Raw genomic sequence first — 23,593 nt, 5'->3', positions numbered from 1 at the left:
GGCCACGGGCGTCAGGTCCTGTCCTAGTCGTCGCGGTTTCGGATCCGGTGCACGTGAGTCAGCCGGTGGTCGCGCCGCGGCCCGCCCGGTCGAGCGTCCGGCGTACGTCGGAGTCGTGGTAGTAGGTGCGCCCGGCGCGGGTGCTGCGGCGCCAGCGGCGCTCGCTCGCGTGGCGGCAGCGCCGGACGCTCTCCGACGGCCCGGCCGTGGTCGTGCAGGCCCAGAAGGAGCTGGCCGCCTCCGCCGACCTGCTATGCGGTGTGGTCACGCACCCGGGTCTGTCCGGCTCGTTCAGCCAGGACCTGACGCCCGGCACGTATCTGCTCTTCGAGTACTTCGACGTGGAGAACGCGCCCGCGCCCCGCTACCACTGGCTGACCGTCAGCGGCGCCCCTAGCGGCACGCACCCGACGCCCACCGCGACCCTGGTCTCGGAACGCGTCGCGGGCGCTCCCCGCTTCACGCTTTCGGGCACGGTGCGGGCCGGGCGCCCGCTGAAATTCGTGAACACCTTGCCGCAGGAGAACGAGGCGGTCTTCTTCCCGCTGGCCGCCGACGTGACCGAGTCCGACCTCACCTCGTACTTCGACGCGTTCGGTCCCAACGGTGAATGGCTCGCCGACCCGCCGCCGTTCGACCAGTCCAAGGGTGTCGGCTCGCTGCCGCTGAACCCGCAGCGTTCCTCCGTGATCCAGATGCGTATGTCCGCCTGGAGCGGGCGATCGAGCGGGTGCGGGCCGACGGAGGCAAGGTCGATGTGGTCTTCCGTCCCTTCCAGCTCGCCCCGGACGCGGCGTTCGACGGAGAGCCGCTGCTGGAGGTGCTCGCCGGGATGTTCGGCAGTCACGTGGTGGCGGAGACCCGGCAGGCAGCGGCGGACGCGGTGAAGGACGGCGTGACGCTGGACTACGGCCGGGCGGTGGCCGCCGGCACCTTCGAGGCGCACCGGCTGATCCGGTCGGCGGCGTCGCGCGGGCTGGGCGAAGCCGCGGTCGAGCGGCTGTTCCGGGCGCACTTCACCGACGGTCTGAACATCGCGGACCCTGCGACGCTGAAGCGCCTGGCGGCCGAGATCGGGGTCGCCACGAACAACGCCCCGGCGGACCAACTCCGCGATGATCTGGCCCGTGTCCGGACGGCCGGCATCCGTTCGGTACCGCAGATCTCCTTCGACGGCGGCCGACCGCTGTCGGGCACGCAGTCGGAGACGACGTACGCGAAGGCTCTCCAGGCGGCCTAGGCCGTGTCTGACAAATAGCGCCGTCCGCCCGCAAGGCGGAGGATCGCTCTCGTACTGGGCGTACGTGGGCGACTCCGACAACGCGGCGAGGCGCCGTGCCAGACGCCGCAGGCCAGGCGGGACTTCGAAGACACGGCCCAGGACCTGTCCGGTGGATCTTCGCGGGTTCGGAACGCCGCAGTGACATCAGCCGCTGCCGCGGCGGGCGGCACCTCGCCGCGTCGCACCGCAACGCACTACATCTGATCCCGATACTCACGGCTGAGCCCGCACGGCCCGCCCAATCCCCCGCAGCGGGCCGTGCGTTGGCCGGCCGTGGGCCGCCGGGGCGCCCACGCGCCCCGGCGGTTCTCATGTTCAGGCCCTGTTTCGATCCGGGACAGCCGGAGACCGGGCCCCGCCCCGTGCAATCGAACGGAGACACCGATGCGGGTCTTGTTCGCGGTCTTCCCGGCCACAGCACATCTGCATCCCGTGACGCCTCTGGCGTGGGCGCTGCAGAGCGCCGGCCACGAGGTGCGGATCGTCAGTCACCCGGAGATGGCCGACACCATCAGCGCTGTCGGCCTGACTCCCGTGCCGCTCGGCGAGACCGTGGATCTCACCGCCCCCGCCCCGGACATCGGGCCACGGCTCGACCAGGTCACCCGGGCGCTGTCCCTGACCGCCGACACCCATCTGATCAACGTATTCCAGCCCAGCCTGGGCGACGAGGAACTTCAGGCGATAGCCGAGGTGTTCGCCGACAACTGGCTGGGCCGCGGGCCGCGCACCAAGAAGTTCGAGGCGGAGTTCGCCGAGCACCTGGGCGTCGAGCCCGAGCAGGTGATGTTCATCAACTCCGCCACCGCGGGGCTCTTCCTCTCCACCGAACTGCTCGGGCTCGGCCCCGGCGACGACGTGGTGCTGCCCTCGGTGAGCTTCGTCGCCGCGGGCAACGCGGTCGCGGCGACCGGTGCCCGTCCGGTCTTCTGCGACGTCGACGAGCGCACGCTCAACCCGACCGCCGCCGACATCGAACGCGCGCTGCCCCCCCCGTACCAAGGCGGTCCTGGTGCTGCACTACGGCGGCTATCCCGGCGACATCGCCGCGATCGCCGCGCTGTGCCAGGAGCGCGGCATCCCGCTCATCGAGGACGCCGCCTGCGCCGTCGCCTCGACGGCGGACGGCACCGCCTGCGGCGCCTTCGGCGACGTCGCCATGCGGAGCTTCGACTCGATGAAGGTCCTGGTCACCGGCGACGGCGGGATGCTCTATGTGAAGGACCGTGAACTGGCCCTGAGGGCCCGACAGTTGGCGTATCACGGCCTTGAGCGGTCCAGCGGGTTCGCCAACGCCCGGGTCTCGCACCGCTGGTGGGAGCTGAACGTACGCGACTTCGGCCGCCGGGTCGTCGGGAACGACATCACCGCCGCGATCGGCAGCGTCCAACTGCGGCGACTGCCGGACTTCGTGGCACGCCGCCGAGAGATCGCCGAGACGTACGACTGGCTGCTCTCCGGCGCCGCCGGTGTGCGGCTGCCCCCCGCGCTGCCGGCGGGCCACACCTCGTCGTACTACTTCTACTGGGTGCAGCTCGACCCGGCCGTCCGCGACCAGGTCGCCGCGGACCTGCTGGACCAGGGCGTCTACACCACCCTGCGCTACCCGCCGCTGCACAAGGTCCCCGGCGTACCAGGGCGATTGCGGGCCGCTGCCCGGCACCGACGCCTGCGCCGAGAGCACCCTGCTGATCCCCCTGCACCAGGCGCTCGACGACACGGAGGTGCACGGCATCGCCGCCGCGCTCCGCAAGTCCGTCGAGCTGCGGTCCGCCCCGGACCGGAGCTGAGCGGTGCGTATCGCCGAGACCGCGGTGCCCGGTGCGTACGTCGTCACGCCTGAGCCGATCACCGATGAACGCGGCAACTTCTACGAGGCGCTGCGCTCCGTGGAGTTCGAGGCCGTGACGGGCCGGCCCTTCGTCCCCGTGCAGATCAACTACTCGGTGTCCAGGCGCAATACGCTGCGCGGGATCCACTCGGTGGCGATCCCGCCCAGTCAGGCGAAGTACGTCACCTGTGTACGCGGGGCTCTGCGCGACGTCGTCGTCGATCTGCGGGTGGGCTCACCCACGTTTGGACACCACGAGACCACTGTGCTGAACGCCGGTTCGGGACGCTCCGTCTATGTCCCCGAGGGCGTCGGCCATGGCTTCCTCACCCTCACCGACGACGCCTGCGTCTGTTACGCGCTCTCCAGCGCGCATGTGCCGGGCACCCAGATCGACATCAATCCGCTGGATCGCGATCTCGCACTGCCCTGGGGATTCGCGGAACCGCCGCTGCTGTCCGAGAAGGACAGTTCGGCACCGACCGTAGCCGAGGCCATGTCCGCCGGAACTCTCGCCACCTGGTCGGAGGCGAACGTCCGGGCCCACCCCGTAACGCTGTGAGGAGAACTGTCATGAAGGCTCTGGTGCTGTCAGGCGGCTCGGGCACATGCCTGCGCCCGTTCAGCTACTCCATGCCCAAACAGCTCATCCCGATCGCCAACAAGCCCGTCCTGGAACACGTGCTGGAGAACATCCGCGCGCTCGGCGTCACCGAGATCGGCGTCGTCGTCGGCGGCTGGGCCACCGAGATCGCGGATGCCCTCGGGGACGGCTCCCGGCTCGGTGTGCGGATCACCTACATCCCGCAGGAGAAGCCGCTGGGGCTGGCGCACTGTGTGACGCTGGCCCGCCCCTTCCTGGGCGACGACGACTTCGTCATGTATCTCGCGGACAACATGCTCCCGGACGGGATCGAGGAGATCGCCGCCGACTTCCTGGCCGGCCGCCCGGCCGCCCAGGTCGTGGTGCACAAGGTGCTCGATCCCCGCGCCTTCGGCGTCGCGGAGCTGGATGTCGACGGCAACGTGGAGCGGCTGGTCGAGAAGCCCGAGCGGCCACTCAGCGATCTCGCCCTGATCGGGGTCTACGTCTTCACATCCGCCATCCACCGGGCGGTCGGCGCCATCTCTCCCAGCCCCCGCGGCGAGCTGGAGATCACGGACGCGATCCAGTGGCTGCTGACGGCCGGATCCGAGGTGAAGGCCAGTGAGTACAGCGGCTATTGGAAGGACACCCGCCGCGCCGAGGACGTCCTCGACTGCAACCGCCAGCTCCTCGTCGATCTGCGCCCCGGCGTCTTAGGCGAGGCCGACGCGGAGAGCGACTTGGACGAGGGGGTACGCGTCGAGCGCGGTGCCCGCGTGCTGCGCTCGCGGATCGAGGGCGCGGTCGTCGTCGGCTCGGGCACCGTGATCAAGAACAGCCACATCGGTCCCAACACGTCCATCGGGCGCGACTGCACGCTGCGCGGCACCCAGGTGAGCGAGTCCATCGTCATGGATGGCGCGACCATCTCCCAGGTCCCCGGCCTGCAAGGCTCAGTCATCGGCCGTAACGCCACGGTCGGTACGACGCCCGAGCAGGACCCCCACCACCGTCTCGTGGTGGGCGACCACACCAGGATCGAGGTGGCGGCGTGAGGACACTGGTCACCGGAGGCGCGGGCTTCATCGGCTCGCACTACGTCAGGACCCTTCTGGAGGGCGGCTATCCGGGCTCCGAAGGCACCGAGGTCACCGTCATGGACAGACTCACCTACGCCGGCAACCGGGACAACCTCCCCACCGCGCATCCCCGGCTGACCTTCGTACAGGGCGACATCTGCGACCCGGAGCTGGTGCGCGCGCTGCTGCCCGGACACGACGCGGTGGTGCACTTCGCCGCGGAGTCGCACGTCGACCGGTCGCTGGAATCCGCGGCGGAGTTCATCCGCACGAACGTCGGCGGTACGCAGACGCTGCTCGACGGCTGTGTCGCGGCGGGCGTCGAGCGGTTCGTGCATGTCTCCACGGACGAGGTGTACGGCTCCATCGACCACGGTTCCTGGACGGAGGAGTGGCCGCTCGCGCCCAACTCCCCGTACGCCGCGAGCAAGGCGGCCTCGGACCTGATCGCCCGCGCCTGCTGGCGCACTCATGGGCTGAACCTGTCGATCACACGCTGCTCCAACAACTACGGGCCCTACCAGCACCCCGAGAAGCTGATCCCGCGCTTCATCACCAACCTCCAGGAAGGTGTGCCGCTCCCGCTGTACGGCGACGGGCGCAACATCCGCGAGTGGCTGCACGTGGACGACCACTGCCGGGCCGTCCAGCTGGTCCTCGACCGGGGCCGGGCGGGTGAGATCTACAACATCGGCGGCGGCAACGAGCAGACCAACCTCGCCATCACCGAACTGCTTCTGGACCTCTTCGGGGCCGACCGGTCGATGGTCCGGCGGGTGGCCGACCGCAAGGGCCACGACCTGCGCTACTCGCTGGACGAGAGCAAGATCCGCGACGAGCTCGGCTACGCCCCGCGCGTGCCGTTCACGCGGGGGCTCGCCGACACCGTCGCCTGGTACCGCTCCAACCCCGCCTGGTGGAAGGCCGTCAAGCAGCGCACCGACAACCTCCGAGGAGCCTGACATGAGCGAGCACAAAGCACTGTTTCTGGACGAGACCCGCAAGTACCACCTCGACACCCGACGGGGGGCGGTTTCGTTCCGGGTGTCAGCGAGATCTGGCCCTCGGGCGCGGTGCTCGACGAGGACGACCGGGTGGCGCTGGTCGAGGCGGCCCTCACGATGCGAATCGCGGCCGGGCACAGCTCACGCAAGTTCGAGTCGGCCTTCGCCCGTAAGCTGAAGCGGCGGAAGGCCCATCTGACGAACTCGGGTTCGTCGGCGAACCTGCTCGCGATGAGCGCCTTCACCTCGCATCTGCTGGAGGACCGCCGGCTGGTGCCTGGCGACGAGGTCATCACCGTCGCGGCGGGCTTCCCGACCACGGTCAACCCGATCCTGCAGAACGGCCTGATCCCCGTCTTCGTCGATGTCGAGCTGGGGACGTACAACACCACCGCGAGGCGGGTGGCGGAGGCGATCGGGCCGCGCACCAGGGCCATCATGATCGCGCACGCGCTCGGGAACCCCTTCGAGGCCACCGAGATCGCCCAACTCGGCGAGGATCACGGTCTGTTCTTCGTCGAGGACAACTGCGACGGGGTCGGCTCCACCTACGACGGAAAGCTCACCGGCACCTTCGGTGACATCAGCACGGTGAGCTTCTACCCGGCCCACCATCTGACGATGGGCGAGGGCGGCTGTGTGCTGACGGCCACCGATCTCCAGGCGGCGCTGGGCCTTTCCCAGCTCGCCAAGCTCGACGGCTTCGTCGACGCCCGCAAGCGCAACTGGCGCCGGCTGCGCGAGGGGCTCGACGGCCTGCCGCATCTGATGCTGCCCGAGGCCACCCCGCGCAGCGACCCGAGCTGGTTCGGCTTCGCGCTGACCGTTGCCCCGGACGCCCCCTTCAGCCGCGCGGAGCTGGTGGAGTACCTGGAGGACCGCAAGATCGGCACGCGCCGGCTGTTCGCGGGCAACCTCACCCGGCACCCGGCCTACATCGACAAGCCGCACCGGGTCGTCGGTGATCTGGTCAACAGCGACATCATCACGATGCAGACGTTCTGGATCGGCGTCTACCCGGGACTCACCGACGAGATGATCGACTACGTCGTCTCTACGATCCAGGAGTTCGTCGGAGCCCGCACATGACCATGACCACCACGGCCGCCACGCCCTCGCCGTCGTCCGTCCCCGCCGTGACGCTGCGCCCCCGCGAGGATGTGAACCTGCCCTACAGACTGGCCCGTTCGGCCGCCGCCACCGGCTCCGGCGCCGGGCCCCGTACCGACGAGGTCGCGGACTGGCTCGCGGCACGCGCGAAGGCGCACCACTTCAAGGTGACCCGGGTCGGCCTCGACCGGGTCAACGGCTGGGACTTCGACGCGACGACCGGGAATCTACGCCACCACAGCGGCGGCTTCTTCACCGTCGAGGGCCTGGACGTCACCGTCTCCGACGGCCCGGTAAGGCACTGGCGCCAGCCCATCATCAAACAGCCGGAGGTCGGCATACTGGGCCTGCTGGCCAAGGAGTTCGACGGGGTGCCGCACTTCCTGATGCAGGCCAAGATGGAGCCGGGCAATCCCAATCTGCTCCAGCTCTCGCCGACCGTGCAGGCCACCCGGAGCAACTACACCAGGGTGCACAAGGGCGCCGATGTGAAGTACATCGACTACTTCGTCCGGCCGGGCCGCGGCCGGGTCCTCGCCGACGCGCTCCAGTCCGAACACGGCTCGTGGTTCTGCCGAAAGTCCAACCGCAACATGATCGTCGAGACGGACGAGGACGTCGTCGTCGATGACGACCTCTGCTGGCTGACACTCGGTCAGATCGGCGAACTGCTGCAGCGGGACAACGTGGTGAACATGGACGCCCGTACGGTACTGGCCTGCGCGCCGACCGCCCACGACGAGCACGGGGCGCTGCACAGCGACACCGAACTGCTGTCCTGGTTCACCTCCGAGCGCTCCCGGCACGATGTACGCGCGCGGCTCGTCCCGCTGAACGAACTGCCCGACTGGCGGCGCGGCGGCACCGCCATCGAGCCTGTGCACGGCCGTTACTTCCGGGTGGTGGGTGTCCAGGTCGAGGCGGGCAATCGCGAGGTCACCGGCTGGACCCAGCCCCTGTTCGAACCGTGCGGTCTCGGCGTCACCGCGTTCCTGGCCCGGCGTATCGACGGGGTGCCGCACGTCCTGGCGCACGCCCGGTGTCGAGGGCGGCTTCCTCGACACCGTCGAACTGGGCCCGACGGTCCAGTACACCCCGGACAACCACGCCCATCTGACGGGCGGCGACCGGCCGCCCTTCCTGGACCTGGTGCTGAACGCCGATCCGTCCCGTATCCGCTACGAGGCACGGCACTCGGAGGAGGGCGGCCGGTTCCTGAACGCCGAGAGCCGCTACCTGGTCGTGGACGTGGACGGGCTGGATCTGGGCGGGCCGGACATCAGCAGGCCGGACGCCGGCGGGCTCGGCGGGACCGGTGACCGTGGTGGCTCGGACGCGCCGGCCGGCTATCGGTGGGTGACCCCCGGCCAGCTCAACTCCCTCTCCCGGCACGGTCATTACGTCAACGTCCAGGCCCGCACCCTGCTGGCCTGCTTCAACTCCGGGGCGGTCCGGTGGTAGGCCCGGCCCTGCCGCCACCGCTGCGGGTCGGCGTGCTGGGCTGCGCCGACATCGCCCGCCGCCGGATGCTGCCCGCGATGGCGGCATCGGGCGACATCGAGATCGCCGCAGTGGCCAGTCGCGACGCGGACCGGGCGGCGCGCACCGCCCGGGAGTTCGGCTGCCTCGCGGTCCACGGCTACGCGGAACTGCTGGCGCTCGACGAGGTCGACGCGGTCTATGTGCCGCTGCCCGCCGCCCTGCACGCCCGGTGGGTGGAGGCCGCCCTGCGCGCGGACAAGCACGTCCTGGCGGAGAAGCCCCTCACCATCGAACGGGCCCGCACCGCCGACCTGCTGGCGCTGGCGGACGCACGCGGGCTGGCGCTGCTGGAGAACGTCATGTTCGTCCATCATCCGCAGCACACCGCCGTACGTGAGCTGCTGGCGGACGGGGCGATCGGCACCCTGCGCGGCTTCCAGTCCGCCTTCACCGTCCCCCGCCGCCCGGCGGGGGACGTGCGCCACGACCCCGAGCTTGGCGGCGGGGCCCTCTGGGACACGGGCGTCTATCCGCTGCGCGCGGCTCTCCATCTGCTGGGCCCGGAGCTGGAGTTGGTCGCGGCGCTGCGCGGCTCAGGGCCGGGAGACCGGGTGGACACCGACGGCGCGGCGCTGCTGGGCACACCCGCCGGTGTCTTCGCCCAGATCGGTTACGGGCTGGACCATGCCTACCGCTCGTCGTACGAACTGGTGGGCAGCGAGGGCCGGATCACCCTGGACCGGGCCTTCACCCCGCCGGCCGATCATTCGCCCGTGATCCGTCTGGAACGAGGGTCGGGCACCGAGGAGATCGTCCTCGAACCGCACGACCAGGTGGCCGCCACCCTCACCGCCTTCGTTTCGGCTGCCCGCGCCGGCCGAGCGCCCCGGGACACGGTGGCGGACTGTCCGCGCCAGGCCGCCCTGCTGGAGTCGGCCCTGCTGAAGGGCGCCCAGTCAGCGAACAGTTGAGAGCAGGAGCCCAGAATGGAATCGATCGAGAATGAGCTGGCTCGGCTGCGCTCGCAGCTGCGGGTGGTGACCGACCGCACGGACGTCAGGGATCTGGTCGAGCGCTACGTCGTCGCTCTCGACACCCTGCACGAGCCGGAGTTCGACGAGGGCTGGTACCGAACGGTCTTCACCGAGGACGCCCGGCTGGACTTCCCGGTCGGCAGCCACCGTGGAGTGAAGGGGCTGGCCCGTTTCCAGCGCGAGGCCAAGGCGAAGTGGGCCCGCACCCACCACCTCGGCTCGAACTCCACCATCCGCTTCGACGGCGACCGCGCCGAGATCCGCGCCCACCTCGTCGCCACCCATGTCCACCACGACGACGTGGGCCCGCACTTCACCGTGGGCACCTACTTCGACATCACCGCGGTCCGCACCCCGGCCGGCTGGCGCATCGCCCGCTTGGCCTGCCGCGTGGTCTGGACGGCGGGCAAGGGCCTGGCCCCGACACCGGGCGCGGACCGCGGGTCGGTGAGCTGCCGGTAGCGGGCGGGCCGGGTGCGGAGTCCCCGCACCCGGTGTTTCCGCTGCCGGTGCGTGGCAGTTCGTTACGGCGCGCTCTGCGCGGAGGGCGCGGCCCCGGAGGAGTCCGCACCGGTGGCGCCTGCGGCACCGGCGCCCGAGGTGTCGCCGGTGGACGCGGTGGACGCCGCGGCCTTCTTCTCGGCCGTGCCCGCCTCCGTACCGGAGGAGGACGAGACGGACGCCTTCTCCCCGGCCGGAACCGCCTCCGGCCAGCCGTCGGCCGGCGGGATCGCGACAGAACGCCACCACGGAGTGCCGGGAATGGTGTCGCCCACCGTCGGTTCGTAGGACTCGCCGGGGCGCGGCAGCGCGATACGTACGCCCGCCTCGGCCGCCGCCGTGACCGTGCCCTCGCCGGGCTCGGCCCACGGGTGCGGGGCCAGGTTGAACGTGCCCCAGTGGATCGGCAGCATCACGCCGGTGGGGTCGCCCTGCTGGAGGTCGACGTGGGCGCGCAGCCCCTCGGCCGGGGTCATGTGGATGTCCGGCCAGTATTCGCTGTAGGCGCCGATCTGGATCATCGTGGCGTCGAAGGGTCCGTGCGCGGCGCCGATGTCGCGGAAGCCGGAGAAGTAGCCGGTGTCGCCGCTGTGGTAGATCCGGTGCTCGGGGCCCGCGACGACCCAGGACGCCCAGAGGGTGTGCTGCTGATTGCGCAGGCCACGGCCGCAGAAGTGGCGCGCGGGCGTCGCGGTGAAGGAGATGCCGGCCACCTCCGCCGTCTCGTTCCAGTCCAGCTCGCGCAGGCGCGCCTCGGGCACTCCCCAGTGCTCAAGGTGCGCGCCGACGCCCAGCGGCACGGCGAAGACGGTGTCCGTGGAGGCGAGCCCCTTGATCGTCGGCAGATCGAGATGGTCGTAGTGGTCGTGCGAGATGACGACGACATCGACCGGGCCGAGTGCGGCGAGCGAGACCGGTACGGGGTGGAGCCTCTTCGGTCCGGCGAAGGAGAAAGGGGAGCAGCGCTCGCCCCAGACTGGGTCGAAGAGCACGCGCCGGCCGTCGATCTCGGCGAGGACGCTGGAGTGCCCCATCCAGGTCAGCCGCAGCCCGGAGGCGGGCGGTACGGCGAGGTCCGCGAGTGTGTCCTGGTGGACCGGGATCGGGGTGGCGGGCGCGCGGCGGGCGCGTGACTCCTTGCGGAGGTAGACCTTCGACAGCTCCAGCATGGAGCCGGACGGTCTGGTCCTGGCGGTGCCCTCGGGATTCTGGAACACACCGTCGGCGAAGTTCGGGGAATTGAGGATCCGCTCCAGGCGCTCGCCGGCCGCGTCGGCCCCGAAGGTCTCGGACCGCATCGCGCGCAGTCGGGAGCGGAGTGAGGGTGGGGAGCCGACGCCGGTCACTGCATCTCCTGAAGGTTCGGGTTCATATCATTATGGGCGTTTTTCGCTACCGGGGTGCCAGGCCGGTTCTGCCGTCCGAGGCACCTGACTGCAACGTCCGGACGATCTCCCGGATTCCCCCACATGGCCACCGACAGTCGAATTCCGGCCACTCGACCACCGCCCGCCGGGCGTCCGGCGGCCATCGCGATCTCTTTGACAGCCGCTCCCCCGGCTCCGGATACTGACTTCCCATTCAGTTGCAGAACTCCCCCACGGTCTGCCGTCGCCCCCGGAGGCGCCCACCCATGTCCCCGCTCATATCGCTGACCTGGCAGGACCACATCACCGGCCGCAAGGGCTATCTGGTCGTCGACCGGCTCGTGCGCGGTGTCTCCAGCGGTGGACTGCGGATGCGGGAGGGCTGTTCGCTGGAGGAGGTGACCGGGCTCGCGCGTGGCATGACCATGAAGGAGGCCCTGCACTTCAACGACGACCCGTCGGCGCGCTACATCCCGCTCGGCGGCGCCAAGGGCGGTATCGACTGCGATCCCCGGGATCCGGCGGCGTACGGCATCCTCGTCCGCTACCTGCGCGCCCTGCGGCCGTACATCGAGACCGTCTGGACCATGGGCGAGGACCTGGGGCTGACCCAGGATCTGATCGACAGGGCCGCCGGCGAGGCGGGGCTCGTCTCGACCGTCCAGGCGATCCATCCGCTCCTCGACGACGAGGAGGCCGCGCGCCGGCGGCTCGCCGACGCCTTCGCCGTGGACGTCGACGGGATCGGCCTGGACGAGCTGGCCGGCGGCTGCGGGGTGGCCGAGGCGGCGCTCACCGCGCTGGACCGGGCGAAGGTGGCGTACGACGGGACACGGGTCGCGGTGCAGGGTCTGGGGACCATGGGCGGGGCGACCGCGCGGTTCCTCCACCGGGCCGGACTCACCGTCGTGGCCGTGGCGGACGTCAAGGGCACCATCGTCTGTCCGGAGGGCCTGGACGTCGAGGCGCTGCTCGCCGCGCGCGACGCGTTCGGGACGGTGGACCGCGCGGTGCTGCGACCCGGCGACCGTGAGCTGCCGGGTGACGCCTGGCTGTCGGCGGACGCGGAGATCCTGGTGCCGGCGGCCGTCTCGTACGCGATCGACACCGCCAACCAGGCGCGGATCAAGGCCCGTTGGATCGTCGAGGCGGCCAACATGCCTGTGCTGGCCGAGGCGGAGGAGCTGCTGGCCGAACGCGGGATCACGGTGCTGCCGGACATCGTTGTCAACTCCGGTACCAACGCCTGGTGGTGGTGGACCCTCTTCGGCGACATCGGCCCCGACGCGGACGTGGCCTTCGCCCACACGCGGCGCTCCATGCGCGCGCTGACGGAGCTGATGCTGGCTCGCGCGGAGGCCGGCGGTACGACTCCGAGAGCCGCCGCGTACGCGATCGCCACGGCCCGACTGCCCCTGATCGCCGAGCGGTTCGGCCACTACCTCTGACCGGAGCCCCTATTTGTTTACAGCCCGGCGAATTGTGTCAACCGCCGGGAGTTAGGGTTCAAGTGTGGCGAGAGTACGGCTGAGTGTGGAGGAGCGGCGCGAGGACCTCCTGCGCGCCGCCGTCGATCAGATCCAGACACGGGGGGTGGCGGCCGTGCGCGTGGCAGACGTCGCCACCGTCCTGGGCGTGAGCAACGCCCTGGTGCTGTACCACTTCTCCACGAAGGAGAAGCTTCTCGCCGCCGCCTTCCGGCACGCCGCCGAGGAAGACCTGGCGCAATTGCGGGAGTTGCTCGGCCGCCGTACCAGCGCCCTGCGAAGACTGCACGCGGCGATCCGCTGGTACGCGCCGACCGGTGAGGCCAAGGGCTGGCGGCTCTGGATCGAAGGATGGGCGGCGGCGCCGCGCGAGCCCACGCTGCACGAGGTGGCCAGCGAACTCGACCAGCAGTGGAAGGCCGCGCTCGCCTCTGTCATCAACGAAGGCGTCGACGCGGGTGAGTTCCGCTGCTCCGACCCGGTCGCCGCGGCCTGGCGGCTGACCGCGCTGCTGGACGGACTCGCGGTGCAGATGACGTCGTACGCGGGATCGCTGAGCCGCGCCACCCTCCTGGACTGGACGGACGAGGCGCTGGCACGCGAACTGAGCATCGACAGAGCGGAGCTCACCGCCGCGGGCGGATGACCGGTCCCGCCGACCGGAAAGAGCCACCCGAAGCGCCACCGGAGGTCGCCCTCACCGGCCGGAACCGCCACGGCCATACTGTGCGCGAGATCCGGAATCCGGAACGAAGGTGGAGACTGTGGCGCAGCGGCAGACCGAACATCCGGACGTTGGGAAAACAGCCGGGCCGGGGGCCGGGCCCAGAGCGGAGCAGGACCATGACGTGCTGGTCGTCGGCGGCAGCGGGGTCGACACGGTCGTCCGCGTCGACTCGCTCCCCGTCCCGCTCGCCGACTCGGTCGGTGTGGGGCCGATCCGCGAATGGCCCGGTCAGACCGGCGGCAATGTGGCCCTGGGCTGTCGGGCCCTCGGACTGAACGTCAAATTCCTCGACTTCGTCGGTGACGACCCGGCGGGCGGTCAGGTACGCGAACATCTCGCCAAGGGCGGTGTGGACTTCGAGGGGCTGATCTCGTCCGCCGGGACCCGGCGGGCGGTCAATCTCGTCGAGACGACGGGCGGCCGGATGTCCTTCCACGACGCGCGCGATCCGGAAGACCTGCGGATGCCGCGCGACTTCTATCTCCCCCACCTCGCGCGGGCCCGCCATGTCCATGTGTCGATCACGAACTTCACCCGTTATCTCTTCGACGACATCATCGAACAGGGTGTCCCCGTCTCGACCGATCTGCACGACTGGGACGGAGTGGACGCCTACCACCGGGAGTTCGCCTACCGCGCGGACCTGGTCTTCCTCAGCGCCGCCGGAGCGAGCGAGCGAATAGCCCCGGTCATGCGGGAGATCCTGCGTGAGGGCAGGGCGCAGGCGGTGGTGGCCACCGCGGGCGCCGGAGGGTCGTATCTGCTGACCCGGGAGGGCAGCCGTACTCCCCGGCCGATCCCGGCGACCGTCCCGCCCGCACCGGTGGTGGACTCCAACGGCGCGGGCGACGCGTATGTCGCCGGGTTCCTCTACGGGCGGCTGGCCGGACGGGACCTGGAGGCGTGCGCGCGCCTCGGCGCGGTGGCGGGCGCCTACGCCTGCACAGTGGAGGGCAGTTCGTCGCTGATCGGCGCCGACGCGCTCCTCTCCCGCACGTCCTGACCCAGGTCTGCCTGAGGCCCGAGTCAGGTGTGAAGCGGGTGCGGCTCAGGTCTGCTTCAGCGGTTCGTACTCCCCGGAGTCCAGGCCGAACGTCCAGGCGACGCCCGCCTTGGCGGTACGAGTCCCCGGCGGCACGCGCAGCCAGTAGGTGCGGCTCGTGCCGTCGGGCTCGGGGGTGGAGTTGACGACTTCGACCATCACGACGTCCTCGTCCCCGGCGAGGGCTATCCGCCAGAGGATGCCGGTCTCGTCCTTGTTGATGGGCTCGGCGCCGGACTCGGTGAGATACCGGTCGTAGCCGTAGTGCTCCAGCATGACGCGGCGCAGCTCCGCGTTCTCCTCGTTACGGATCCGCGCGGGATCGAGCGAGGTGAGCTCGTCGAGGAAGCCGGCCGGGACCGGCATCCCGCGCCAGGCGTAGAGGGCGAAGCCGTCGGGGTAGGCGAGGGCCGGGCCGTCACCGCGGTCGAGGCGCCCCGCCTCGTCACGGTGCAGCTCCACGGGGCGTTCGCACACCACTGTCACCTTCTCGTAGGGCCACCACCAGCCCGCGTGCGCCGCGACCTCGGCGAGTCCCGTGAGCCGGTCGCCACGGCCGTCGAACGCGGCGAGCCAGGCCGCGTCGTGCTGACCGAGAACCGCGTCGAGCAGCAGCTGACGCGTGGCGGGGAGGTCCTCCGCCTCCGTGCCGAGCGAGTCGGTGATGCCGGAGCGGATCCGGTCGGCGAGGGCGCGGGTGGTGTCCCAGAGCCGGGCGCCGGTGGCACCCCACCGGTCGGCCCAGCCCGCCGGGCCCAACTCGTCGTGAATACGGCGCCGTTCGTCCGCCCATGGCTTGGTGCGGACCTCCTCACGGACCGATCTGCCCCGATCCGTGAGGGACTTGACTGCGGCGAGCCCGGCGAGCGGGGAGTCCGCCCAGATGATCCGCTCCGGCTCGGCCAGTCCCGCCGTTCGGTACGCGAGCCGTATCCCCGCCTCGGCCGCCGGCCTGTCGGCCGCACCTGTCGCCGCCGCGACGCCCCGCCATTTGTCCACATTCCGCATGTCTGAAGCCCCGTCCCCTGTCATCACTGTCCCTGTACTTTCCTGCCGAGCCGTCGATCGGGCCGTCTGCCGAGCCGTTCGCGCGGCCGTTTCGCACGTCCTCAGTCGGCGACGACGCGCACCGCTCCCGGCAGGTACTCCCGCTGGCGCACCACGCGGAACCACCCCTTGGGCAGCGCTATCGCCGCGTGCTCCTCGTGCACCACCCGCCCGCCCTCCGGCAGATGAAGCAGCATCGGCCCGAACTCGCCCCCTGTCTCGCGGACGAGCAGGCCGGGGCCGGTCACCGCGTGGGCGTGTCCCGTGACCTCACCGAGCGCCAGGACGAGGCGCCCACGCGCGTCCCTCGGCTCGCTCCGCGCCTCGGCCACACCGGGCGGCACGCTCTCCTCCGCCACGGGCACGATGAGCACGTCTCCCTGCCGGTACATGGCTCTCCCCTCGACCGGCCGGCACCGAGTGCGCCGACCTGTGAACGACGCTAGACGGTGGGTCTGACAATCGGCTCCGCCCCCGAACCGGGCTTGTCAGTGGCGCCTGTTACAACTTCTCTCAAGCCAAAGCCGATCAACGCCGACGCCCGGTGTCTGGAGCACTCGCCATGACCATTTCGAACCATCTGCAGGAGTTGGACGGCCTGCCCGCGTTCGACTTCCCCGACGCCGAAGCCGAGCCGAAGGCGAAGCTCCCCGACGCGGGGTCGGTGGCCTGGCGCGTCGCGGTGGACGCGTACGAGAGCGAGGAGGAGTGGGAGTCGGCGTTCGCCCGTTTCCTCAAGGCCGTCGACGCGACCCAGGTCCGCGCGCTGATCGTCGGCGCCTGGAGCGACGTCTACGACACCGCTCCTGACGGCGTGATAGGGGCCATCGTCGCCGCGAGCGACCAACTCCCCTCTCTGGGTGCGCTGTTCGTCGGTGACATCACCTACGAGGAGTGCGAGATCTCGTGGATCAACCAGACGGCGATGGCGCCGCTGCTCAACGGTCTCCCGCAACTGCACTCCTTCGGGGTGCGCGGCGGCCAGGGGCTGGACATGGCCGGCGTCAAGCACGAGCGGCTTCGCTCCCTGACCGTCGAGACGGGCGGTCTGGACGCCGATGTCGTGCGGAACATAGCCGCGGCCGAACTGCCCGCGCTGGAGCGGCTGGACATCTGGCTGGGTGTGTCCTGGTACGGCGCGAACACGGTCGTGGCGGACCTGGAGCCGTTCCTCACCGGAGCGCGTCTCCCCGCTCTGAAGTCACTGGCGCTGCGCAACAGCGAGATCCAGGACGACATCGCGGCGGCGCTGGCGGGAGCGCCGGTCGTGGCGCGGCTGGAGACGCTCGACCTGTCGATGGGCACCCTCGGTGACGAGGGAGCCGAGGCGCTGCTCGGCGGTCAGCCGCTCACGCATCTTAAAAAGCTCGATCTGCACCACCACTATCTCAGCGAGCCGATGCAGGAGCGGATCCGTACGACTCTGGAGCCTGCGGGCGTGCTCGTGGATCTCTCCGAGTGCGAGTCCGCGAGGAACGACGACTCGCGTTTCACGGCGGTGGCCGAATGATCTTCATGGACGGGATCGACCACCTTGATGAGTTCCACGGGCTTCCCGTCTTCACGCTGCCCCGCGAGAAGGCCCCGGCACCGGGTTCGATGCCCGAGCCCCACTCCGTCGCCTGGCGGCTCGACTGCGGATGGGACGAGGAGTGGACGTTCCCCGACGTGTGGCGGCATTTCACGGATGTGGTGGACACCGAGGGCGTGCGCGCGCTGGTCATCGGGCCCTGGTGGTGCGGCGACTACTCGGAGCTGAGGCCCGCCCTGGAGCTGATCGTGGCCGACGCGGCGCGATTCCCCGCACTGCGGGCGCTGTTCCTGGCGGACGTGGTCGGCGAGGAGTGCGAGGTGTCCTGGCTGCAAATCAACGACATCACCCCGGCCATCGAGGCGTTCCCGCTGCTGGAGGAGTTCGGCGTGCGGGGATGCGGCGACACATATCAGGACGGTGACCTGCGGCTTCGGCCGGTGAAGCACGACCGGTTGCGGGTGCTGCGTTTCGAGTCGGGCGGGCTGCCGGGGACCGTCGTCCGCGCCGTCGGTGCGAGCGACCTGCCCGCGCTGGAACATCTGGAGCTGTGGCTGGGCGTCGGCGAGTACGGAGGCAACGCCACCGTCGCCGATCTCGCGCCGTTCCTCGACGGCGGCGGGTTCCCGCGTCTTCGCCGTCTGGGGCTCCAGAACAGCGAGATCCAGGACGAGATCGCGGGCGCCGTGGCCGCGGCGCCGGTCGTCGCCGGGCTCGAAGCGCTGGGGCTGTCGATGGGCACGCTCACCGACGCGGGAGCCGAGGCGCTGCTGGCCGGCCAGCCCCTCACCCACCTCGCCGAGCTGGATCTGCGCCACCACTACATATCACCGCCCTGGCTCACCCGGATCGAGGAGGCCCTGGAGCCGCACGGTGTGCGGCTGGAGCTGCACCCGTCCGACGTCATCGGCGAAGACGACGAGTGGCGTTATGTCGTCGTCTCCGAGTAGCGGCGGGCCGCCTCTGGCGGTCGTCGGCAATCCCGCGAACCGCCGCGTCCGGCTGTTCCAGGACGCGGTGGGCGCGGCGGGCCTGCCACCGGCCCGTGAGGTGGCCTGGCTCGAAGTGCTGGGCGGGCGCGCCGAGTTCCACCCCGGTGAGACCGTGCGTGTCGAGTCGCCGGGCGAGGACGCGGCGGTGGAGCGGCTGTTGCGCGGCACGGACGATCCGACGCGGGTCGAGGGCACGGCGCTCTGGTACGAGCGGTTCACCTCCGCCGTAAGGGAGTTGGGCCATGGGGTGCGCGAGGCGGGTGCGCGTCTCCTGGACGATCCGGACGAATTGGCGGTGCTGTTCGACAAGCGGCTGTGCCACGAGGTGCTGGACCTGGCCTCCGTCCCGGTGCCACCGTCACCGACCTCGGGGTCCGGCGCCCCGCCCGTGCGCGGCTGGGACGACGTACGTGCGCTGATGGGCTCTCCCGGCATGCGCCGGGCGTTCGTCAAGATCGCCCACGGCTCGTCGGCCTCGGGGGTGCTGGCCGTCGAGTACGCCGGCCCCGGCCGGGTGCGCGCGACGACATCGGTCGAACGCGACGCGGCGGGACGGCTGTTCAACTCGCTGCGGGTACGGCGGCTGACGACCGAGCCGGAGGTGGCGGCGATCGTCGACGCGCTGGCCCCGGACGGGCTGCATGTCGAGCGGTGGCTGCCGAAGGCCATGCTGAACGGCAGGGCGACGGATCTGCGGGTGGTGGTCGTCGCGGGCCGCGCGACGCACGCCGTCGTACGGACCAGCTCGTCGCCGATGACCAACCTGCATCTGGGCGGCTCGCGCGGCGATCTGAACGCGGTGCGGGAGGCGGCCGAAGCGGCGAGCGGCGGGGGTGGTTGGCGAGCCGCCCTGGAGATCTGCGAACAGGCCGCGGCCTGCTTCCCCGGCACGCACTGCGTGGGGGTGGACCTGCTGCCCGCGACAGGCTGGCGCCGCTTCGCCGTCGGCGAGGTCAACGCCTTCGGTGATCTACTGCCCGGCCTCACCGGACTACCCGGCAGCGGCGCGGAAGGCCTGGACACCTACGGGGCGCAAATCGCGTCGCTGCGGGCCGGCGGGCCGCCCGCGACGGGCCCCTGGAGGGAGCACGGTGCGCGGCTTTGAGGGGACGGGTTCCAAAGTCGCCGCCACAGCGGGCGAAAGCTCCGCAGGTGCGGACGCGGAGACAGAACGTGCGACACACGCGGACACGGCGACCAAAGGCGCCAAGTTCGCGGGCACCGCGGGCACGGTCGCGGAGACAGAACGCCCGGGACGCGCGAGCGCGGCGACCACGGGTGCCGGGATCGCCGGCACAGCGGGCCCCGGCGTCCCGGGCACAGGCGCGGAGACGGAAGGTGCGACACACGCAAGCACGGCGAGCGCGGGCGCGCACGCGGACGCGGAGGCGGAGGCGGAGGCGGAGGCGGACACGGACGCACACCCCGACGCGGAGCGTGCGCCGAGCGCCCGAACGGTCGGCAAGGGCACGCGGACCACCGGCGCAGACCTGCCCGACATGCGCCAAGTCGTGGGCCGCGACGACCTGCTGCTCATCACGCTCGACACTCTGCGCTACGACGTGGCCGCCGAGCTGACCGCGGCGGGCCGGCTGCCGAATCTCGCCCGGCATCTCCCGGGCGGGCGCTGGGAGAAGCGGCACGCCCCCGGCAGCTTCACCTATGCCTCGCACCAGGCGATGTTCGCCGGGTTCCTGCCGACGCCCGCGTCGGCGGGGCCGCATCCGCGGCTGTTCGCCGCGCGGTTCGAGGGGAGCGAGTCCACGGCCGCGAGGACGTTCGTCTTCGACGCGCCCGACCTCGTGTCGGGTCTCGCGGACGCCGGGTACCGGACGGTGTGCGTTGGAGGTGTCGGCTTCTTCAACATGCGGGGCGCGCTCGGTTCCGTACTGCCGGGGATGTTCCAGGAGAGCCACTGGGAGCCGGAGTTCGGCGTCGCGTCGCCGACGTCCTTCGAGTCTCAGGTGGCCCGCGCGGAGCGGGTCGTTTCCGAACTGCCCGCCGGTCAGCGGCTTTTCCTCTTCGTCAATGTGCCGTCGCTGCACCAGCCGAACTGGTTCCATCTGCCCGGCGCCACCCGTGAGGCGGGCGACTCGCGTGAGACGCACGCCGCCGCGCTCGAATACGTGGACCGGCACATCGGCCGGCTCTTCGCCGCGGCGGGCAGCCGCCGCCGCTGCTTCACCATCGTCTGTTCCGACCACGGCACGGCCTACGGCGACGACGGCTGGACGGGCCACCGCCTCGGCCACGAGTCCGTCTGGACCGTGCCGTACGCCCACTTCTTCCTGGAACCAGGGGCACCCTGATGACCGACACGACCAGTACCACCGGCACCGCGCCCCGGCCGCGCCCGTACGAGAGTTACGTCTACGCCTATCCGCACAAGACGGCGTACCGTCCGCTGGCCGACCGTCCGGCGCTGAGCGGCCTGTGGGCCGGTGAGCGGAAGGACGCGCTCTCGCTCTATCTGCACATACCGTTCTGCGAGGTCCGCTGCGGCTTCTGCAATCTCTTCACCCGGATCGGCGCGCCCGGCGAACTGACGACCCGTTACCTGGACGCGCTGGACCGGCAGGCGACCGCTGTCGCCGACGCGCTCCACGCGGACGGCGCGACGGAGGCGGACGGAGTGCGCTTCGCCGCCGCCGCTTTCGGCGGCGGCACCCCCACCTTCCTCGACGCCGCCGAGCTTGAGCGGCTGTGCGACATCGCCGAGAAGCGGATGGGCGCCGATCTGCGGGCCGTCCCGCTCTCCGTGGAGACATCGCCGTCGACCGCCACCGCCGACCGGCTGTCGGTGCTGGCCGAGCGCGGGGCCACACGGCTGAGCATCGGCGTGCAGAGCTTCGTCGAGGAGGAGGCGAAAGCGGCCGTGCGCCCGCAGCGCCGCTCGGACGTCGAGGCCGCGCTCGGCCGGATCCGGGACGCGCGGATCCCGGTCCTCAACATCGACCTCATCTACGGCATCGACGGGCAGACCCCGGAGTCCTGGCGGCTCTCGCTCGACGCGGCGCTCGCCTGGCGGCCCGAGGAGCTGTATCTCTACCCGCTGTACGCACGGCCGTTGACCCCGCTGGGCAGGCGCGCGCATCCCAGTGAGGCCGGCTGGGACACCCAGCGGCTGGACCTCTACCGGCGGGGCCGGGACCATCTGCTCGCCGAGGGGTACGAGCAGGTGTCGATGCGGATGTTCCGCCGCGCCGGCGCGCCGCGCGAAGGGGCCGAGGACTACGCGTGCCAGACCGACGGCATGATCGGTCTCGGCTGCGGCGCGCGTTCGTACACCTCGCGGCTGCACTACTCCTTCGACTACGCGGTCGGGATGCGCGAGATCCGGAACATCATCGACGACTACACGGCCACCGAGGACTTCTCCCGCGCCGAGGTGGGCCGCGCGGTCGACCCGGACGAGGCCCGCCGCCGCCACCTCCTCCAGTCGCTGCTCCAGGCGGAGGGCATGGAACTGGACGAGTACCGCGCGCGGTTCGGCAGCCTTCCGGGCGACGACTTCCCGGCCGAGCTGACGCGCTTCGCCGGCCTCGGCTGGCTCGACACGGCCGCCGGGCCAGGTCTCCTTCGGCTCTCGCCGGAAGGGCTCGCCCACTCGGACGCGCTGGGCCCGGCCCTGTTCTCCCCCGCCGTCCGGGCCGCGATGGCCGCCTACGAACCGAAGTGAGGCACCCATGGACCTGACGATCCTCTACCGGGGCCCGCTCGCCTCCTGCGACTACGACTGTCCGTACTGCCCGTTCGCCAAGCGCCGTGACAGCACTGACCAGTTGCGCGCGGACCGGGCCGCGCTGACGCGCTTCACGGGATGGGTGGCCGAGCAGACCGACGACCGTCTGTCGGTCCTCTTCACACCGTGGGGCGAGGGCCTCACCCGGTCCTGGTACCGGCGGGCGCTCACCGACCTCTCCCACCTGCCGCACGTCGCCCGGGTCGCCATCCAGACGAACCTCAGCTGCCGTACGGACTGGCTGAAGGCCGCCGACCCGGCCAAGCTGGCGCTCTGGTGCACGTATCACCCCGGCCAGACGCCGTACGACCGTTTCCTCACCAAGTGCCGGGAGCTGGGCGACGCGGGCATCCGCTTCAGCGTCGGCGTCGTCGGCTTCCCCGACCATCTCGACCAGGCACGCCGGCTCCGGGCCGACCTCCCCGACCAGGTGTACCTCTGGGTCAACGCGGCGGAGGGCCGCACGTATTCGGACCCGGAGGCCGTCGACTGGACCTCGATCGACCCTCTGTTCCCGTTCAGCCGCCACCCCCACCGCTCGGCCGGCCTCCCGTGCCGTACGGGCGAATCGGTGATCTCGGTGGACGGCGAAGGCACGGTCCGCCGCTGCCACTTCGTCCCGGCGGAACTGGGCAATCTCTACGACGGCTCCTACCGCCGCGCCCTCGAACCGCGCGCCTGCCCGCTCACCACCTGCGACTGCCACATCGGCTATGTCCATCTGGAGACACTGCCGTTGTACGACGTCTTCGCGGGCGGCGTCCTGGAACGGATACCGCTGAGCGCGTCAAGGCGCTGAACTCCGTGCCCCGCACCGGCTCAGTGCCGCACCAGCGGCAGCAGGTCCGGGCGTTTGGCGACCGTATGGTCGCCCGAGGATTCACCGCGCAGACGGCGGCCGATCCAGGGGACCAGATATTCGCGTGCCCACTGCATGTCGTCGCGGCGCACCTCCAGCGTGCCGCGCGGCGGCAGGGGCGGCCACGGCTGGTCGGGGTCGGCGGGGGTGTCGAGGCCGAGGACCTGCGCCGCGCGCAGCGCCACGCGGGTGTGGCCCTCGGGTGACAGATGCAGCCGGTCGCTGTCCCAAGCGCGCCTGTCCTGCACCGACTTGAGGGACCACAGGTCCAGGACCGGACAGTCGTAGCGGTCGGCGATGGAGCGGACATGGGCGGTGAACGTGGCTATCTTGCCGCGCAGATGGCGCAGCACCGGCACGCCCCGGGTGTCGAACCCGGTGGGGACCATGACGGTGCCGACCGCGCTCGTCAGGTCGGCCAGCGCCCGTTCGAAACGTTCAGCGACGTCGTCGGGGTCGCTGCCGGGCCGGATGATGTCGTTGCCGCCCGCGCAGAACGTCACGAGATCCGGAGCGAGTTCCTTGGCGCGCGGGATCTGCTCGGCCACGATCTGGTCGAGCAGCCGTCCCCGTACGGCGAGATTGGCGTACCGGAACGATTCGTCCGATGCCCGGTCGGCGAGCAGTACCGCGAGGCGGTCCGCCCAGCCGACATAGATTCCGCCCGGTCCGGGATCTCCGACGCCCTCGGTGAAACTGTCACCGATGGCCGCGTAAGACCCGAAGGCACCTCTGGTCTCTGTTCTCGAATCGTCAGCCACAGCAGAACATCATTCACCCGGCCATGTGACCTACGCGACCGTAAGAAGTCGCCTTCCCCGGTGAGAAAAACCACCGGTCAAAATTCGTTCAACCGGGAATAGGAGAAAGGCCGTCGGCCGGTACCCGGA

Annotated in this window: 21 protein-coding genes and 3 pseudogenes; 19 read left to right on the top strand and 5 right to left on the bottom strand. The window is 70.9% G+C overall.

Annotated elements, in window-relative coordinates:
- Positions 1 to 58: 58 nt before the first annotated feature.
- Positions 59 to 268, bottom strand: a complete 210-nt coding sequence (locus ACFWV8_RS35905; protein WP_384214248.1) for a hypothetical protein — start codon at positions 266 to 268, stop codon at positions 59 to 61.
- Positions 269 to 610: 342 nt separating this feature from the next.
- Here ACFWV8_RS35905 and ACFWV8_RS35900 point away from each other — a divergent pair, with 342 nt between their 5' ends.
- The 10 genes and pseudogenes from ACFWV8_RS35900 (at position 611) to ACFWV8_RS35855 (ending at position 9,870) form a co-directional block, all read left to right on the top strand.
- The gene (locus ACFWV8_RS35900; protein ID WP_384214245.1) at positions 611 to 1,240 is read left to right on the top strand and encodes a DsbA family protein; all 630 of its coding nucleotides are present in this window, start codon (positions 611 to 613) and stop codon (positions 1,238 to 1,240) included.
- Between the two features lie 426 nt (positions 1,241 to 1,666).
- Positions 1,667 to 2,215: pseudogene (locus tag ACFWV8_RS35895) on the top strand (DegT/DnrJ/EryC1/StrS family aminotransferase); the annotation flags it as partial.
- A complete protein-coding gene (locus ACFWV8_RS35890) occupies positions 2,196 to 3,125 on the top strand; it encodes a DegT/DnrJ/EryC1/StrS family aminotransferase (protein ID WP_384214243.1) in 930 nt (309 codons plus the stop codon). The pseudogene ACFWV8_RS35895 and the gene ACFWV8_RS35890, both read left to right, overlap by 20 nt.
- Positions 3,076 to 3,675, top strand: a complete 600-nt coding sequence (locus ACFWV8_RS35885) for a dTDP-4-dehydrorhamnose 3,5-epimerase family protein (RefSeq protein ID WP_384214240.1) — start codon at positions 3,076 to 3,078, stop codon at positions 3,673 to 3,675. Before ACFWV8_RS35890 ends, ACFWV8_RS35885 begins: the two co-directional genes overlap by 50 nt.
- Before the next feature lie 11 nt (positions 3,676 to 3,686).
- Positions 3,687 to 4,754 (top strand): glucose-1-phosphate thymidylyltransferase, encoded by a 1,068-nt coding sequence (locus ACFWV8_RS35880; RefSeq protein ID WP_384214238.1) that lies wholly within the window; start codon positions 3,687 to 3,689, stop codon positions 4,752 to 4,754.
- Positions 4,751 to 5,740 (top strand): dTDP-glucose 4,6-dehydratase, encoded by a 990-nt coding sequence (gene rfbB / locus ACFWV8_RS35875; protein WP_384214235.1) that lies wholly within the window; start codon positions 4,751 to 4,753, stop codon positions 5,738 to 5,740. The genes ACFWV8_RS35880 and rfbB overlap by 4 nt, the downstream gene beginning before the upstream one ends.
- A 1-nt stretch (position 5,741) precedes the next feature.
- Positions 5,742 to 6,871 (top strand): annotated as a pseudogene (locus tag ACFWV8_RS35870) (DegT/DnrJ/EryC1/StrS family aminotransferase).
- A gap of 2 nt (positions 6,872 to 6,873) precedes the next feature.
- Positions 6,874 to 8,353 (top strand): annotated as a pseudogene (locus ACFWV8_RS35865) (NDP-hexose 2,3-dehydratase family protein).
- The gene (locus ACFWV8_RS35860; protein ID WP_384214231.1) at positions 8,347 to 9,345 is read left to right on the top strand and encodes a Gfo/Idh/MocA family protein; all 999 of its coding nucleotides are present in this window, start codon (positions 8,347 to 8,349) and stop codon (positions 9,343 to 9,345) included. Before ACFWV8_RS35865 ends, ACFWV8_RS35860 begins: the two are co-directional and overlap by 7 nt.
- Positions 9,346 to 9,360: 15 nt before the next feature.
- Entirely contained in the window at positions 9,361 to 9,870 is a 510-nt protein-coding gene (locus ACFWV8_RS35855; RefSeq protein WP_384214228.1) for a nuclear transport factor 2 family protein, read from the top strand.
- A 62-nt stretch (positions 9,871 to 9,932) separates the two neighbouring features.
- Here ACFWV8_RS35855 and ACFWV8_RS35850 read toward each other — a convergent pair whose 3' ends face one another.
- A complete protein-coding gene (locus ACFWV8_RS35850; protein WP_384214258.1) occupies positions 9,933 to 11,207 on the bottom strand; it encodes an MBL fold metallo-hydrolase in 1,275 nt (424 codons plus the stop codon).
- Positions 11,208 to 11,542: 335 nt separating this feature from the next.
- Here ACFWV8_RS35850 and ACFWV8_RS35845 point away from each other — a divergent pair, with 335 nt between their 5' ends.
- From ACFWV8_RS35845 to ACFWV8_RS35835, 3 genes are all read left to right on the top strand, one after another.
- The gene (locus ACFWV8_RS35845) at positions 11,543 to 12,724 is read left to right on the top strand and encodes a Glu/Leu/Phe/Val dehydrogenase dimerization domain-containing protein (RefSeq protein ID WP_384214224.1); all 1,182 of its coding nucleotides are present in this window, start codon (positions 11,543 to 11,545) and stop codon (positions 12,722 to 12,724) included.
- A gap of 64 nt (positions 12,725 to 12,788) precedes the next feature.
- Entirely contained in the window at positions 12,789 to 13,409 is a 621-nt protein-coding gene (locus ACFWV8_RS35840) for a TetR/AcrR family transcriptional regulator (RefSeq protein WP_384214221.1), read from the top strand.
- Positions 13,410 to 13,614: 205 nt separating this feature from the next.
- Positions 13,615 to 14,493: a carbohydrate kinase family protein gene (locus tag ACFWV8_RS35835; RefSeq protein ID WP_384214254.1), complete on the top strand. Its 879-nt coding sequence runs from the start codon at positions 13,615 to 13,617 to the stop codon at positions 14,491 to 14,493.
- Between the two features lie 45 nt (positions 14,494 to 14,538).
- On the opposite strand, the gene ACFWV8_RS35830 is transcribed toward ACFWV8_RS35835, so the two are convergent.
- Together ACFWV8_RS35830 and ACFWV8_RS35825 are read right to left on the bottom strand one after the other, a co-directional pair.
- A complete protein-coding gene (locus ACFWV8_RS35830; protein WP_384214219.1) occupies positions 14,539 to 15,540 on the bottom strand; it encodes a DUF6745 domain-containing protein in 1,002 nt (333 codons plus the stop codon).
- A gap of 101 nt (positions 15,541 to 15,641) precedes the next feature.
- Positions 15,642 to 15,971 (bottom strand): hypothetical protein, encoded by a 330-nt coding sequence (locus tag ACFWV8_RS35825; protein ID WP_384214217.1) that lies wholly within the window; start codon positions 15,969 to 15,971, stop codon positions 15,642 to 15,644.
- A gap of 170 nt (positions 15,972 to 16,141) precedes the next feature.
- Here ACFWV8_RS35825 and ACFWV8_RS35820 point away from each other — a divergent pair, with 170 nt between their 5' ends.
- The 6 genes from ACFWV8_RS35820 (at position 16,142) to ACFWV8_RS35795 (ending at position 22,643) form a co-directional block, all read left to right on the top strand.
- On the top strand, positions 16,142 to 17,089 hold the full coding sequence (locus ACFWV8_RS35820) for an STM4015 family protein (RefSeq protein ID WP_384214215.1): 948 nt from the start codon (positions 16,142 to 16,144) through the stop codon (positions 17,087 to 17,089).
- Between the two features lie 5 nt (positions 17,090 to 17,094).
- A complete protein-coding gene (locus ACFWV8_RS35815; protein ID WP_384214252.1) occupies positions 17,095 to 18,060 on the top strand; it encodes an STM4015 family protein in 966 nt (321 codons plus the stop codon).
- Positions 18,041 to 19,207 carry an STM4014 family protein gene (locus tag ACFWV8_RS35810; protein WP_384214212.1) on the top strand — a complete coding sequence of 389 codons (1,167 nt, stop codon included), beginning with the start codon at positions 18,041 to 18,043 and terminating at the stop codon, positions 19,205 to 19,207. Before ACFWV8_RS35815 ends, ACFWV8_RS35810 begins: the two co-directional genes overlap by 20 nt.
- 394 nt (positions 19,208 to 19,601) lie before the next feature.
- A complete protein-coding gene (locus ACFWV8_RS35805) occupies positions 19,602 to 20,411 on the top strand; it encodes an STM4013/SEN3800 family hydrolase (protein ID WP_384214250.1) in 810 nt (269 codons plus the stop codon).
- Entirely contained in the window at positions 20,411 to 21,781 is a 1,371-nt protein-coding gene (locus ACFWV8_RS35800) for an STM4012 family radical SAM protein (RefSeq protein WP_384214210.1), read from the top strand. The genes ACFWV8_RS35805 and ACFWV8_RS35800 overlap by 1 nt, the downstream gene beginning before the upstream one ends.
- Positions 21,782 to 21,788: 7 nt before the next feature.
- Positions 21,789 to 22,643 carry an STM4011 family radical SAM protein gene (locus ACFWV8_RS35795; RefSeq protein WP_384214208.1) on the top strand — a complete coding sequence of 285 codons (855 nt, stop codon included), beginning with the start codon at positions 21,789 to 21,791 and terminating at the stop codon, positions 22,641 to 22,643.
- Between the two features lie 20 nt (positions 22,644 to 22,663).
- On the opposite strand, the gene ACFWV8_RS35790 is transcribed toward ACFWV8_RS35795, so the two are convergent.
- Entirely contained in the window at positions 22,664 to 23,464 is an 801-nt protein-coding gene (locus ACFWV8_RS35790) for an SGNH/GDSL hydrolase family protein (protein WP_384214206.1), read from the bottom strand.
- Positions 23,465 to 23,593: the final 129 nt, after the last annotated feature.

The sequence above is a fragment of the Streptomyces sp. NPDC058665 genome (assembly GCF_042714995.1).
In the GTDB taxonomy this organism is placed as follows: domain Bacteria; phylum Actinomycetota; class Actinomycetes; order Streptomycetales; family Streptomycetaceae; genus Streptomyces.
This window is presented reverse-complemented; position numbering and strand designations above follow the sequence as displayed.

Excerpts from the sequence above, each read along its gene's own strand:
- ACFWV8_RS35855 (WP_384214228.1), top strand. The coding sequence starts at position 9,361 with ATGGAATCGATCGAGAATGAGCTGGCTCGGCTGCGCTCGCAGCTGCGG.
- ACFWV8_RS35845 (WP_384214224.1), top strand. The coding sequence starts at position 11,543 with ATGTCCCCGCTCATATCGCTGACCTGGCAGGACCACATCACCGGCCGC.
- ACFWV8_RS35815 (WP_384214252.1), top strand. The coding sequence starts at position 17,095 with ATGGACGGGATCGACCACCTTGATGAGTTCCACGGGCTTCCCGTCTTC.
- ACFWV8_RS35820 (WP_384214215.1), top strand. The coding sequence starts at position 16,142 with ATGACCATTTCGAACCATCTGCAGGAGTTGGACGGCCTGCCCGCGTTC.
- ACFWV8_RS35900 (WP_384214245.1), top strand. The coding sequence starts at position 611 with ATGGCTCGCCGACCCGCCGCCGTTCGACCAGTCCAAGGGTGTCGGCTC.
- ACFWV8_RS35805 (WP_384214250.1), top strand. The coding sequence starts at position 19,602 with ATGCGCCAAGTCGTGGGCCGCGACGACCTGCTGCTCATCACGCTCGAC.
- ACFWV8_RS35795 (WP_384214208.1), top strand. The coding sequence starts at position 21,789 with ATGGACCTGACGATCCTCTACCGGGGCCCGCTCGCCTCCTGCGACTAC.
- ACFWV8_RS35850 (WP_384214258.1), bottom strand. The coding sequence starts at position 11,207 with ATGCGGTCCGAGACCTTCGGGGCCGACGCGGCCGGCGAGCGCCTGGAG.
- ACFWV8_RS35880 (WP_384214238.1), top strand. The coding sequence starts at position 3,687 with ATGAAGGCTCTGGTGCTGTCAGGCGGCTCGGGCACATGCCTGCGCCCG.
- ACFWV8_RS35810 (WP_384214212.1), top strand. The coding sequence starts at position 18,041 with ATGTCGTCGTCTCCGAGTAGCGGCGGGCCGCCTCTGGCGGTCGTCGGC.
- ACFWV8_RS35800 (WP_384214210.1), top strand. The coding sequence starts at position 20,411 with ATGACCGACACGACCAGTACCACCGGCACCGCGCCCCGGCCGCGCCCG.
- ACFWV8_RS35830 (WP_384214219.1), bottom strand. The coding sequence starts at position 15,540 with ATGCGGAATGTGGACAAATGGCGGGGCGTCGCGGCGGCGACAGGTGCG.
- ACFWV8_RS35825 (WP_384214217.1), bottom strand. The coding sequence starts at position 15,971 with ATGTACCGGCAGGGAGACGTGCTCATCGTGCCCGTGGCGGAGGAGAGC.